Consider the following 12,368-nt stretch of genomic DNA (forward strand, 5'->3'; position numbering starts at 1 on the left):
GTTCATTGGTTTATTTGTCATTGGTTAATTAGTATTCTACATCATGACAAGTGAACTAGTGAACCAATGAACTAATGAACAACATTCAAAAACATAGTAAACACGAAATTATTGCTTGCGAGCGATGTGGGACTGCTATTGAGTGCAAGGCCAATGCCTATACCAAATGCCAGTGCAGCGTGGTGCAGCTAAGCATTAACGAAGTGCAATACGTGAGTGAACTGTATGACGGTTGTCTTTGCGCCAAATGCCTGTTGGAGTTACAACAAGAGTATCGGGAAGAATTAGGTTAACTCAAACAGACCGCTTATCTCTTTTTCACTCCTTTTAAAATCATTAAACTTAAGGGATTAATCACATAGCCGCTAATGTTGTTTTGTAGCATCACTACAGACTGGTCATATAAAATTGGCACTACCGAAGCATTTTCTAATACCATATTGTCCATTTTGTGGTAAAGCTCAAAACGTTTCTTAGGGTCATTTTCATAATAGCTTTGTTCAAAAAGCTTGTCAAATTCTTTGTTAAAGTATCCTGTATAGTTAGGACCAAAAGGGACTTTATTTTTGGAATAAAATACCGACAGGTAATTCTCTCCATCAGGATAATCGGCAATCCAAGACCCTCTAAAAAAGCCCACCTCATTTTTCGACATCAAGTCTCTTAAGCTTGCGCTTGGGCTTACGTCCACTTTTGCCTTAATGCCAATGTTACCCAATTCTCCTTGAATAAATTCAATCAGGTCTTTATAAGTGGTTGAAGTGCTCAATTTTATTTCTGGCATTCCTTTGCCATTCGCGAAACCTGCTTCAGCCAGTAATTTGGCCGCTAAAGTAGGGTTGTAATCATAGCCTTTTACCTTGGTGCTGTCAAAACCCGGCATCCCTCTGGGAATAAAACCCGAAGTGGCTGGCGTACCAATACTATTGCGTAGGTACTTGATCAGTTTTTTACGGTCAATGGCGTAGTTAATAGCCTGCCTAACCTTTTTAAACCGTAGTGGCGAGTTTTTAACAATGCTTTTGCTGGTATCAACCAATATACCTACATACTCTGTGCATAAATAGGCTCCCTTGATCAATTGGAATTCACCTTTGTATTTGCTGGTCATTTGACCACTTTTGGTTAAAATATCATCACGGTAGCTGCCATCAACGCTGTAAAAGAAATCTAGCTCCTTTTTAAGGAAATTCATGAAGGCGCTTTGTTTATCGTTGATGAAGGTCACCTTCACTGCATCTAAAAAAGGCATGCGATTGCCCAAGCTATCTTTCTCAAAGTAGTTTTCGTTTTTAAGCAATACCAATACCTCATCTTCTTTCCAATATTTAAATTTAAAGGGCCCGGTGCCCACAGGGTGATTTCTAAAATCTTTTCCATAATGTTCTACCACTTCTTTAGGCACAACAGAGCAATATTGGGCGGTCAATAAGTTCATAAAAGCAGGGAAGGGTTTTACCAGTGTTACTTGGAATGTGCTATCGTTTAAAGCCAAAAAACTGCTGCGGTCCTTCACCTTGTCACTAAAAATCCAACCGCCAGAAGAAGCTACTTTAGGATCAATCAGTCGGTAAAAACTATAAGCAAAATCATCAGCTACCACCTTTCTGCCTTTACCGTTTTTAAACAAAGGGTCATCCTGAAAAAAAACATCGTTGCGCAGGTTAAAAGTATAAGTGAGCCCATCATTAGAAATCTGCCACGATTTGGCAATACAAGGGACCGTATTTAAATCTTTATCAACCTGCACCAGCCCATTAAAAATTTGGTTGATCATCCAAACCGCGTTTTGGTTACGGGCAAAAGCAGGATCTAGCGAGGTAAGGTTCTGGTCGAGATTGATGTTGAATACTTTCTTGTCGTTATCCTTATTGTTTTTACATGAGAATAGAATAATGATACAGCAAAAACAAAATATATTGAGCTTAATGGTACGCATCGAAAAGGGAAATACTATTTTTGTACAATTAGAAACATTAAGAAGTTAAGGTACATTAAGTTTTCGAGGTAACAAAACTACTTTTTCTTAATATTCTTAATCTCTTAATGGTTAATTTATTCCGTAAACTAATAACATAAATAAATGTCGTCTTTAAGTGAGCTTATAAATGCCGAAAACAATGCAGAATTGCGAGAGGAATTGTTGGAACGTTTGGCCATTGTTGAACACAAAATCAAGTTCATGGACAAAGTGCCTGTTTGTTTTTTGGATACCCTTGGGCAACCTCACATTGAGCTGGCACCTTTTGCCGAATTAGGTGGGGCCGTGCTGACTACCTCGCCACTAGAGGCGGTTTACATTATTTTCCATGAGCAAGGAAAACAGCTTGATGATTTGATGAGGACAGCTCCGGTATTGATGAGTGAAGAATGGCCCGCGGTGAAATTTAACCGGGTTTGTCTTTTAGCAGATGATTATAAGACCAGCAAACTGCTTGAGGCAGTTTCCCTAGTGGAAGATATCGCTGAAATGATCCATCCAGGGCATTTTATTTTTGGCTATGAAGGGGATAAATGGATTAGATTTACGGTTTAGTTGAAACAGAGATAAAGGAGCAAGAAATAAAGATAAAGAAGCGAAGGGAAAAGGCGTTAATTGCAAAAAATAGATTACTTAATAACATATCATAGCTACTGTATGAAAAAAATATTACTGTTCTTGCTAATGCTTTCTTCTTTAAGCTTCGCCCAAACTGTTCCTAAATTAGATAAAGAAACAGCCGAAAAACTTTCTGTATTACCTCTAGGGTGCATGGATAAGGAATATCCTAACAAAACGGCACATAGTATTAACTCGGCAGTGGATGCTAAGTTGACCCCAGCAGAATTACATCCGGCATTTTATGGTTGTTTTGATTGGCATAGCTCGGTACATGGACATTGGATGTTGGTCCATTTGCTGCGTACTTATCCCAATCTGAAAAACAAAGCAGAAATCATTGCTAAACTTAACAAGACGTTTACCCTACAAAATATGCAGGCCGAAGCTGATTATTTTCAGAAATACGAGCTTGCTAAAATATTTGAACGTACTTACGGTTGGGCCTGGTTGCTAAAATTGGATCAAGAATTATATGAATGGGATAATCCTATGGCGAAAAAATGGCATGCAGCCCTGCAACCATTAACCAAGCAGATTTTAGAACTTTGGAAAGCTTATTTGCCTAAGCAAACTTATCCAAACCGTACAGGTGTACATGGAAATACAGCCTTTGCCTTGGTTTTTGCGATAGATTGGGCCAGGGCGGTAAACGATAAGCTTTTTGAAATACAGTTGATGGATAAAGCCAAAACATTTTATCTAGATAATCAAAAAACACCCGCTTATATGGAGCCTGATGGAGCCGACTTCTTTTCGCCAAGTTTGGAAATAGCAGATCTGATGCGTAGGGTTTTGGCTAAAGATGATTTCATCAAATGGTTGGATAATTTTTATGAAGAAAGAAGCATCAACCGTATTAGTGAAATGCCCATTGTTAGCGACTTAAGTGATTATCAAACGGTGCATTTAGTTGGCCTTTCGTTTACTAGAGCTTGGTGCATGAAAGGTGTTTCCGCCCAGCTTCCAAAAAGTCATGCGCTTAAAAAGCATTTTGAAGATACCGCTAATCATTTCTTGGCAAATGCCTTGCCTTTGATTTTTAAAGGAAACTATGGCGGCGATCATTGGTTGGCTTCATTCGCGGTTTATGCATTGGCGCAAAAGTAGGGACTAGATACTAGTGTTTAGGAATTAGGAGCTAGGTATTAGTAGCTAGTGTTCAGTTAACCAAATAAACGATTAATCAATTAACCTGAGCTAGTGGCTAGGGCAACTTTCCGTCTTTCTACTTTTCTGACTAATAAGCAATAAACTTATCCATCTGTTGGTCGGTAAACTTTAACGTATCCTCTTTAAAGAGTTCGTCATTTTCATTAATTTCCTGTTTAATGTAAGAAATATGCAAGCGAAGAGGCATGACATGCAAGTGCAGGTAGGCGCAAACACCATTGAAATGCTCAATCCCTCTAATATTGCCATATTTTCCAGAGGAAATACCAACCAAACAAGCTTTTTTATCATAGAAGCTTTCAGGGAAAGCACAAGCATCAATCAATGCTTTCAATACACCAGGATAGCTGCCATTATATTCAGGAATCACGAACAAAAACTTACTTGTATTGGTCATTAATTCTTGTATCTTTTCAAAGGCTTCAGATTTTTTTCCATATAAATCCTCGGCAATAAAATTTGCTGGAAGATCTTTTAGGTCAAGCAATGAGGTTTGTAAGCCCTTTTTAGCCAGTTCCTTTTGATAATATTTGGCAACTTTTAGCGTATTGCTATTGGTTCTATTAGTGCCGGCGATGATGGTTACCATGGAAAAATTGTTAATAAGATGTGTAAAACACAAACAGCACCGATACTAATATTTAGTTTTAGTTCGTATCTTAGCTAATTGTTAAAAAATGCCTAAACATCACAAAAATAGCATTTTTTAAAGATTTTTAGTTTAAAATTAAGCCATTACAAGTTGTGGCGTTTTCAAGGAGAATAAATGAGTAAGATAATTGCTTTAGCAAACCAAAAAGGAGGAGTAGGTAAAACCACTTCATCTATTAATTTAGCAGCTAGTTTGGCCGTTTTGGAATATAGAACGCTTTTGGTTGACGCAGACCCACAGGCTAACTCTACTTCGGGCATTGGCTTTGACCCAAGAAACATCAAAAACAGCATTTACGAATGCATTATCAATGATGTTGAACCAAGCGAGGCCATTGTAAAAACGGAAACGCCAAACCTTGAACTGTTACCGGCGCATATTGATTTAGTAGGTGCCGAAATCGAGATGATTAATCTTACCGATCGCGAGTATAAAATGAAAGCGGTGTTAGATAAAGTAAGAGATCAATATGATTTTATCATTATCGATTGTTCTCCATCATTGGGTTTAATTACCATTAACTCCTTAACTGCTGCCGATTCAGTAATTATTCCGGTTCAGTGCGAGTATTTCGCGTTAGAAGGTTTAGGCAAATTATTGAATACCATCAAAATTGTACAAAATAGGTTAAATCCAGCATTGGAAATAGAAGGGATTCTTTTAACCATGTACGATGTAAGGCTGCGCTTATCTAACCAAGTGGTTGAAGAAGTAAAAACACACTTCCAAGATTTGGTATTCGAAACCATTATTCAGCGTAACACCCGTTTAAGTGAAGCTCCAAGCTACGGCATATCGGTAATTATGCATGATGCCAACAGTAAGGGCGCAATCAACTATTTAAACTTAGCAAGAGAAATTGTTCGTAAAAACGGATTGCTTGATGAAGAGCAGGAAGTAAAAACGGCAAGTATTTAACATATATAGATGACATCTTTTCAAAGAAAAACCGGATTAGGCAAAGGATTAAGTGCTCTTTTGGATGATAATGAAACGGTAAACGCCGTTAAGCCTACCGTAGAAACTGCACCTGCAGCACCGCAGGTAGGCAGTATTAGCCATATTAGTATTGCTGATATTGAAACAAACCCTTATCAGCCGCGTACCGAGTTTGATCAGGTAGCACTTAATGAACTATCTGACTCCATTAAGGTACAAGGATTGATTCAACCTATTACCGTACGTAAAAACGGTGATAAATATCAATTGATTTCTGGTGAACGTAGATTTAGAGCTTCTAAACTTGCTGGTTTAACAGAAATCCCAGCCTATATCCGTACAGCGGATAACCAGCAAATGTTGGAAATGGCGTTGATTGAAAACATTCAACGTGAAAATCTGAATGCCATTGAAGTGGCATTGAGCTTTCAACAAATGATAGACGAATGTAACCTAAAGGCGGAGCAATTAGGTGAACGTGTGGGTAAAAACCGTACCACGGTAGCCAATTATCTACGTTTGCTAAAATTACCACCAGCTATTCAGGCCTCCATTCGCGATAATAAAATATCGATGGGACACGCCCGTGCCCTTATTTCGGTGGAAGATGAAGAAAAGCAGCTTTTTATCCATCAGGAAATTATTGATAAAGGACTTTCTGTACGTAAGGTAGAGGAACTGGTACGCGGCATTCACCATGTGCAAGTAAAAACCCCGACCAAAGTAGAAGCAGTTTCTTTTGAATACCAAAAGCTACAGAATGATCTAGCCTCAAAATTTGCAACCAACGTTAAACTAAAGGTAAAAGACAATGGCAAGGGAGCTATTGAAATTCCTTTTGTGAGCAACGATGATCTTAATCGAATTTTAGAACTGTTAGATTGGTAATGCGAGCATTCTTGCTTTCTGTGGTTATATGTTTCGCATTTGCTTATGTAAATGCGCAAAATCCCGTGAGTCCTGTAAAGCAAGATACTACAGCTAAATTAGATACGATTGCTCCTGCAAAATATGTCAACCAAGGCAAAATAGCGGGAAAAAAAGCAGTGTACCGCTCCCTGATATTTCCCGGACTTGGACAGCTCTATAACTATGGTTTAGTGGTTGACGATGTGAAGAACGGTAGGACTCAAGGCAAAAGAGTAGGCCAAAAAATTTACCTCATTGGTAAAATTGGAGCTATTTATGCTGGAGGAACGATGTTGGTGATGTCATATATCGACAACAACAATAATTATAAGCGATTTCTTAGAGAATTACAATATAGGCAGGCACATAATGGAACTCCTGACCCTAATAATGGGTTAACCCAATATCCGGATGTAAATGCGCTTACCGTAGCTAAAAACATTTATAGACGTAACCGAGAAGTGGTCATCATCTCCTTGGTAGGTTTATACGGACTGAATGTTTTGGATGCCTATGTAACCGCTCGTTTAAAATATTTCAATGTCGACGAAACTTTATCAATCAAGTTATCGCCTTCTATCATCAACACAAACACTATGTACGGCTACAGCAATATTGCACCGGCATTAAAACTTACGCTTAGATTATGAAGATAGCACTTTTAGGCTATGGCAAAATGGGCCAAATTATCGAACGCTTTTCCATGGAGAGAGGGCACGAGATTGTGCTTAAAATTGGAATTGAGAATCTGGATGATTTCACTGTCGAAAACCTGAAAAAGGCCGATGTGGCCATCGACTTTAGTGCACCTCATGCTGCAGTTGACAATATTTATAAATGTTTTGAAGCTAACGTACCCGTAGTGGTAGGCACAACAGGTTGGTATGGCGAATTGCAACGAATTAAGAACGATTGCGAAGCCAGTAACAATACATTGCTTTATGGCTCTAATTTTAGTATTGGGGTCAATATCTTTTTTCATTTAAATAAGGTGTTGGCCAAGCTGATGAATAATTATCCTGCCTATGAAGTGCAGGTGGAAGAAATACATCATACCCAAAAATTGGATGCACCAAGCGGTACGGCCATGACCATTGCCGAAGGAATTATTGAGGAGATAGATAGCAAAAAGGAATGGGTTAACGAATTGGAAGGAACGCCAATTTCAGAGAAATTGAGAAATGACCAACTCCTTATCGAATCACTTCGAATTGAGAATGTACCAGGCACTCATACCGTGGTATACAGTTCGGAGGTTGATGATATTGAGATTAAACACACCGCACATAGCAGGGCAGGTTTCGCTTTGGGTGCAGTAGTAGCCGCAGAATGGCTGCAAAATAAAAAAGGTTTTTACAGCATAGCTGATATATTTAATTTTAAATAGAAAGAAATGAATTGGAAATTCTGGCAAAAAAGAAAAGATTCAGATAAGCCTAAAAAGAAAAAAACAAAAACCAGAGAGTGGGTTGATGCCATTGTGTTTGCAGTGGTGGCCGCAACGATTATCCGCGTGTTTTTTATAGAGGCCTATACCATCCCTTCAGGTTCTATGGAACGCTCGCTTTTGGTTGGCGATTTCCTTTTTGTAAGTAAGGTAAATTATGGTGCTCGTGTACCCATGACACCGGTAGCATTCCCATTTGCGCACCATACCATGCCTTTTTTTGGAACCAAAGCTTATTGGGATGGCGTACAATGGAAATACAGAAGATTACCCGGTTTCCAAGAAATCAAGCGCAATGACGTAGTGGTTTTCAATTTTCCGGAGGGAGATACCGTAGTGTTGGAAAGGCAAGATGATAACTATTATCAAATGCAGCTAAGAGGAGAAAGTAGAGAATCTATATGGTCGCAATTTAAAGTAGTAAGCAGACCAGTTGATAAGCGTGAGAATTTTATTAAGCGTTGTATAGCCATTGCTGGTGATACTATTGCGATGAGGAATGGTTTAGCTGTAGTAAACGGTACACCATCGCCGTTAGTAGGTACAGGTGGATTTGGGTACAATGTAGAATTTAATACTTCAGAGGTAAATTTAAAGCTTTTTGAAGACATGGGCTTCAAAATTGGAGCTACGGCATTACCAACGGTTTTCAGATTTGAAGGAACGCCTGATTTGATTAAGGAATTGAAAAAATCTCCCTATATTAAATCAGTGACTGAAGAATTAACTACTCCAGACGAGTATGATCCATTGATTTTCCCTCATGATAAAAACAGAAAATGGAATTTGGATAACTATGGCCCATTTGTAGTCCCTAAAAAAGGATGGACAGTTACTTTAGATAGCTTAAACATGCCATTATATGAAAGAGCTATTCGTATTTATGAAGGAAATAAATTGGAAAAGGTAGGTAACGACTGGATGTTAAATGGTCAAAAGGCGACTACCTATACCTTCAAAATGAATTATTACTGGATGATGGGCGATAACCGTCATGCTTCTGCCGATTCGCGCTACTGGGGCTTTGTTCCAGAAGACCACATTGTAGGAAAGGCATTATTTATTTGGTTAAGTATAGATAGTGAAGGTTCGTTTTTCAGTAAAATAAGATGGAGCAGGATTTTTAAAGGCATCCATTAAAAAGCATACCAACCAATTAGAAAAAAGCATCATCTTAATAGGTGATGCTTTTTTTGTGGCCCGGCTTTAAATTAGACTTACGAAGTTTTCAAAACTTCGTAAGTCTTAAATTTGTAGAGGGTTTTATCGTTCCAAAACTTCGCAAGTCTTGGGGTATTTCATCAAGCAAGCTGATTAAGGCCTCGTTTTTCGGAGTGTTGTAACTGGCTTTGTAACAAAAGGAAACAGAGAATCTCTAATAAGGAAACTAAACTTTCCTATTGATGAACTTAAGATTATGGCGAAAGAAAAATAATTCTGACAAGCCAAAACAAAAGAAAAGCAGAACCAGAGAATGGGTTGATGCCATTGTATTTGCCGTAGTAGCCGCAACGATTATCCGTGTATTTTTTATTGAGGCCTATACCATTCCCTCAGGCTCTATGGAACGCTCACTTTTAGTTGGCGATTTCCTTTTTGTAAGTAAGGTGAACTATGGCGCACGTGTGCCCATGACTCCCGTGGCCTTTCCCTTTGCACATCATACCATGCCCTTAATTGATACAAAAGCCTATTGGGATGGTGTTCAATGGAAATATAGGAGGTTACCCGGACTGCAGGATATTAAGCGGAATGACATCGTGGTTTTCAATCTTCCGGTTGGTGATACCGTGGCAATTGAAAACCAAGAGCCAAGTTATTATGAGCTGGTTAAAGAATATGGTTGGAAATCGATTAATGATCAGTATACCATTACGTCAAGACCTGTTGATAAAAGAGAAAATATCATTAAAAGATGTATTGGCATTGCAGGAGATACCGTGAGTTCAAAACATGGTATTGTAAGTGTAAACGGAAAGATTTCTGTTTTTAGCAATACCGCACAAATGCCTTATAGGATTCGATTTAAAACGGCCGATGTTAACCTGAAATTATTAGATGATTTAGGATTTAAAACGGGCGAGCTGATACAATTAGATGAAAGGCAATATGTTGCCAATGGAACGGCTGAAATGGCTAAGGAGTTAAAAAAGTATGATTTTGTAGAAGAGGTGTCACTTGAAGTAAAGCCAGAAACAGAAGAAGATGACCTATTTCCAAATGATAAGAATTACAAATGGAATATAGACAACTTTGGTCCGGTGGTTATTCCTAAAAAGGGTTGGACAGTTAAACTTGATAGCTTGACCATGCCAATGTATTATAGGGCCATCAGAACTTATGAAGGAAATAAGGTGGAAAAAAAAGGTAATGAATGGTATATCAATGATAAAATTGCTAAATCATATACCTTTAAAATGAACTATTACTGGATGATGGGTGATAATAGACATAATTCTAAAGACTCCCGTTACTGGGGCTTTTTACCTGAAGATCATGTTGTAGGCAAGGCACTGTTTATTTGGTTGAGCTTAGATAGCGAAGCTTCATTCTTTAATAAAATAAGATGGAGTAGGCTTTTGAAAGGCATCCATTAACTAGAGATTCGTCATGCTGAATTTATTTCAGCATCAATTGTAGAAAGCATCACCCAAAAGTGATGCTTTTTATACCTACGTTATGCAAAATGATATGACCTTGCATCATGTTGATATAAAACTTAATCAACATGAGTAAAAATATACTTTCTGCATTGCTGCTCTTTCTCAATATCGCGGCTTTTGCCCAAGACAATCAAATCAATGTTAATTCAAAAATAGCTGGCGTTACCGTGTTCATGAGCGGTGCACAGGTGCAACGTCAATCAGATATGGTAGAGTTGCCCCAAGGGGTAAGCCTTCTTGTTTTTTCGGGACTTTCCTCTAGTATTGAAACCCAAAGTTTACAAGCGAAGGGCGACGGGAGTTTTACCATTCTATCGGTTACGCGCCAAAATAATTTTCTGTTAGAAAAGAAAAAATCGGAACAAAAGCAAGCATTGGAAGCAAAATCGGAAGGAATTGCCGACAAGATCATTACCTTGAGAAATGAAATTGCCGTTTACAAATCCGAAGAGGAAATGCTGATGAAGAACCAAACGGTAATGGGGCCAAATGTAAATTACGATTTGGTTAAGCTTAAAGCGGCATTGGATTTTCAGAAACAACGTTTGAGCGAAGCAAAGGCCAAGCAAATTTCGATAGAAAAAGAAATAGGCCAACTGGAGGAACAACTCCAAAAATTAAACAGACAAATTGCGGAAGTTGATGGCAAGCCCATTGGCAATGCTAGCGATGTAGTGGTTAAGGTTTCGGCCAAAGCTGCCACCAAAGGTAAATTTAGTTTAACCTATTTGGTGAAAAATGCCAGTTGGTATCCAACTTACGACATTAGGGCTATTGATGTGGCCAGTCCAATACAGTTGGTTTATAAAGCTAATGTGAGCCAAAACTCGGGCGAAGATTGGAAAAATGTAAAGCTGACCTTGTCTTCTGGAAATCCCTCTGATCATAATGAAAAACCCAAATTGCCGACCTATTTATTGGGATATTTAAGTGCCGGATATTCGCTTTTTAACCCCACAGCGGCGGCATCAAATTTAGTTAAGGGCAAAGTGGTAGATTATACCAATAACGCTGCCCTGCCGGGAGCAGCTATAAGGGTTAAAAACTCGTCGGTGGGTACAGTAACCGATCAAGATGGCAATTATTCGATTCAGATGCCTGCTGGTGCAAATAAATTAGAGTTTTCTTACATTGGTTATGAACCACAGGAGCTAGCGGCTACCTACGGACAGTTAAATGTGAGAATGAAGCCAGATACAAAAGCTTTGCATGAAGTGGTAGTAACAGGAAGTAGTCAAAAAGTTTACGATGCTTTGCAAGGGCGAATGCCTGGGATTGAGGTGAGTAATGGTAGGCTGGGCTCAATTTCTTCTGTACCCTTGGAAGTAGCCAGCGTTGAAAAACAGACTAATATTAGCTTTGAAATTAAAATGCCCTATACTATTTTGAGCGATGGCAAACAGGCTGCGGTAGATATTGGCAACTATGATTTTAAAGCGGCATATGAATATTATGCGGTGCCAAAAGTATCTGCGGATGCTTTTTTAACAGCGAAGATTACCGATTTTAATGACGTGAACTTTATTAGTGGCGAAGCCAATATTTTCTTTGAGGGAACTTATTTGGGTAAAACACTATTGGACGTGCAGCAGGCAGATACGCTGACCATATCTTTAGGCGTAGATAAAAACGTTTCCGTAAAACGTGAAAAGCAAAAAGGATATACGGAAAGACAGTTTATTGGTTCATCGCAAAAGGATGCCCGACATTTTGTAATTGATGTGAAGAACAGAAAAAGCCAAGCCATTAATTTAACGATTGAGGACCAGATTCCAGTTTCAACCAATAGCGATATTAGTATTGAGAAGCAGGAGCTTTCGAAAGCCAAATTGGACGAAAATAATGGGAAGTTAATTTGGCAGTTTTTGTTACAGCCTAATGAGCAGAAAAAGCTGGACTTGAAATATCAGGTGAAATATCCTAAAAATAGGCCGGTTAATATTGAGTAGGGATTATTTTGATAGACTTACGAAGCTTTTATGGCTT

12 protein-coding genes are annotated in these 12,368 nt (G+C 38.6%); 10 read left to right on the forward strand and 2 right to left on the reverse strand.

Annotation, left to right across the window (positions count from 1 at the left end; all coding sequences use genetic code 11):
* Positions 1–74 precede the first annotated feature (74 nt).
* Positions 75–293, forward strand: coding sequence for a cysteine-rich CWC family protein (locus ABDV71_RS05750; RefSeq protein WP_113647172.1), 219 nt, complete (start codon positions 75–77; stop codon positions 291–293).
* Between the two features lie 14 nt (positions 294–307).
* Here ABDV71_RS05750 and ABDV71_RS05755 read toward each other — a convergent pair whose 3' ends face one another.
* Positions 308–1,939 carry an ABC transporter substrate-binding protein gene (locus ABDV71_RS05755; protein ID WP_343531458.1) on the reverse strand — a complete coding sequence of 544 codons (1,632 nt, stop codon included), beginning with the start codon at positions 1,937–1,939 and terminating at the stop codon, positions 308–310.
* A gap of 144 nt (positions 1,940–2,083) precedes the next feature.
* Here ABDV71_RS05755 and ABDV71_RS05760 point away from each other — a divergent pair, with 144 nt between their 5' ends.
* A complete protein-coding gene (locus tag ABDV71_RS05760; RefSeq protein ID WP_343531459.1) occupies positions 2,084–2,536 on the forward strand; it encodes a hypothetical protein in 453 nt (150 codons plus the stop codon).
* Between the two features lie 102 nt (positions 2,537–2,638).
* Positions 2,639–3,709 (forward strand): DUF2891 domain-containing protein, encoded by a 1,071-nt coding sequence (locus tag ABDV71_RS05765; RefSeq protein WP_343531460.1) that lies wholly within the window; start codon positions 2,639–2,641, stop codon positions 3,707–3,709.
* 130 nt (positions 3,710–3,839) lie between these two features.
* Here ABDV71_RS05765 and ABDV71_RS05770 read toward each other — a convergent pair whose 3' ends face one another.
* Entirely contained in the window at positions 3,840–4,361 is a 522-nt protein-coding gene (locus ABDV71_RS05770) for an NAD(P)H-dependent oxidoreductase (RefSeq protein WP_343531461.1), read from the reverse strand.
* A gap of 177 nt (positions 4,362–4,538) precedes the next feature.
* On the opposite strand from ABDV71_RS05770, the gene ABDV71_RS05775 reads away from it, so the two are divergent.
* From ABDV71_RS05775 to ABDV71_RS05805, 7 genes are all read left to right on the forward strand, one after another.
* Positions 4,539–5,342 carry an AAA family ATPase gene (locus tag ABDV71_RS05775; RefSeq protein ID WP_343531462.1) on the forward strand — a complete coding sequence of 268 codons (804 nt, stop codon included), beginning with the start codon at positions 4,539–4,541 and terminating at the stop codon, positions 5,340–5,342.
* Between the two features lie 9 nt (positions 5,343–5,351).
* Positions 5,352–6,251 carry a ParB/RepB/Spo0J family partition protein gene (locus tag ABDV71_RS05780; protein ID WP_343531463.1) on the forward strand — a complete coding sequence of 300 codons (900 nt, stop codon included), beginning with the start codon at positions 5,352–5,354 and terminating at the stop codon, positions 6,249–6,251.
* Positions 6,251–6,922 carry a DUF5683 domain-containing protein gene (locus ABDV71_RS05785; protein WP_343531464.1) on the forward strand — a complete coding sequence of 224 codons (672 nt, stop codon included), beginning with the start codon at positions 6,251–6,253 and terminating at the stop codon, positions 6,920–6,922. Before ABDV71_RS05780 ends, ABDV71_RS05785 begins: the two co-directional genes overlap by 1 nt.
* On the forward strand, positions 6,919–7,659 hold the full coding sequence (gene dapB, locus ABDV71_RS05790) for a 4-hydroxy-tetrahydrodipicolinate reductase (RefSeq protein ID WP_343531465.1): 741 nt from the start codon (positions 6,919–6,921) through the stop codon (positions 7,657–7,659). The genes ABDV71_RS05785 and dapB overlap by 4 nt, the downstream gene beginning before the upstream one ends.
* A 6-nt stretch (positions 7,660–7,665) precedes the next feature.
* The gene (gene lepB, locus ABDV71_RS05795) at positions 7,666–8,859 is read left to right on the forward strand and encodes a signal peptidase I (RefSeq protein WP_343531466.1); all 1,194 of its coding nucleotides are present in this window, start codon (positions 7,666–7,668) and stop codon (positions 8,857–8,859) included.
* 263 nt (positions 8,860–9,122) lie between these two features.
* Positions 9,123–10,316: a signal peptidase I gene (gene lepB / locus ABDV71_RS05800; protein WP_343531467.1), complete on the forward strand. Its 1,194-nt coding sequence runs from the start codon at positions 9,123–9,125 to the stop codon at positions 10,314–10,316.
* A 131-nt stretch (positions 10,317–10,447) separates the two neighbouring features.
* A complete protein-coding gene (locus ABDV71_RS05805) occupies positions 10,448–12,331 on the forward strand; it encodes a mucoidy inhibitor MuiA family protein (protein WP_343531468.1) in 1,884 nt (627 codons plus the stop codon).
* Positions 12,332–12,368 lie beyond the last annotated feature (37 nt).

It is taken from the genome of Pedobacter sp., from assembly GCF_039594775.1.
GTDB lineage: Bacteria > Bacteroidota > Bacteroidia > Sphingobacteriales > Sphingobacteriaceae > Pedobacter.

What these genes read in the sequence shown, in the direction of transcription:
- ABDV71_RS05750 (WP_113647172.1), top strand. Translation starts at nt 75, where the DNA reads ATGAACAACATTCAAAAACATAGTAAACACGAAATTATTGCTTGCGAG.
- ABDV71_RS05755 (WP_343531458.1), bottom strand. Translation starts at nt 1,939, where the DNA reads ATGCGTACCATTAAGCTCAATATATTTTGTTTTTGCTGTATCATTATT.
- ABDV71_RS05760 (WP_343531459.1), top strand. Translation starts at nt 2,084, where the DNA reads ATGTCGTCTTTAAGTGAGCTTATAAATGCCGAAAACAATGCAGAATTG.
- ABDV71_RS05765 (WP_343531460.1), top strand. Translation starts at nt 2,639, where the DNA reads ATGAAAAAAATATTACTGTTCTTGCTAATGCTTTCTTCTTTAAGCTTC.
- ABDV71_RS05770 (WP_343531461.1), bottom strand. Translation starts at nt 4,361, where the DNA reads ATGGTAACCATCATCGCCGGCACTAATAGAACCAATAGCAATACGCTA.
- ABDV71_RS05775 (WP_343531462.1), top strand. Translation starts at nt 4,539, where the DNA reads ATGAGTAAGATAATTGCTTTAGCAAACCAAAAAGGAGGAGTAGGTAAA.
- ABDV71_RS05780 (WP_343531463.1), top strand. Translation starts at nt 5,352, where the DNA reads ATGACATCTTTTCAAAGAAAAACCGGATTAGGCAAAGGATTAAGTGCT.
- ABDV71_RS05785 (WP_343531464.1), top strand. Translation starts at nt 6,251, where the DNA reads ATGCGAGCATTCTTGCTTTCTGTGGTTATATGTTTCGCATTTGCTTAT.
- dapB (WP_343531465.1), top strand. Translation starts at nt 6,919, where the DNA reads ATGAAGATAGCACTTTTAGGCTATGGCAAAATGGGCCAAATTATCGAA.
- lepB (WP_343531466.1), top strand. Translation starts at nt 7,666, where the DNA reads ATGAATTGGAAATTCTGGCAAAAAAGAAAAGATTCAGATAAGCCTAAA.
- lepB (WP_343531467.1), top strand. Translation starts at nt 9,123, where the DNA reads ATGAACTTAAGATTATGGCGAAAGAAAAATAATTCTGACAAGCCAAAA.
- ABDV71_RS05805 (WP_343531468.1), top strand. Translation starts at nt 10,448, where the DNA reads ATGAGTAAAAATATACTTTCTGCATTGCTGCTCTTTCTCAATATCGCG.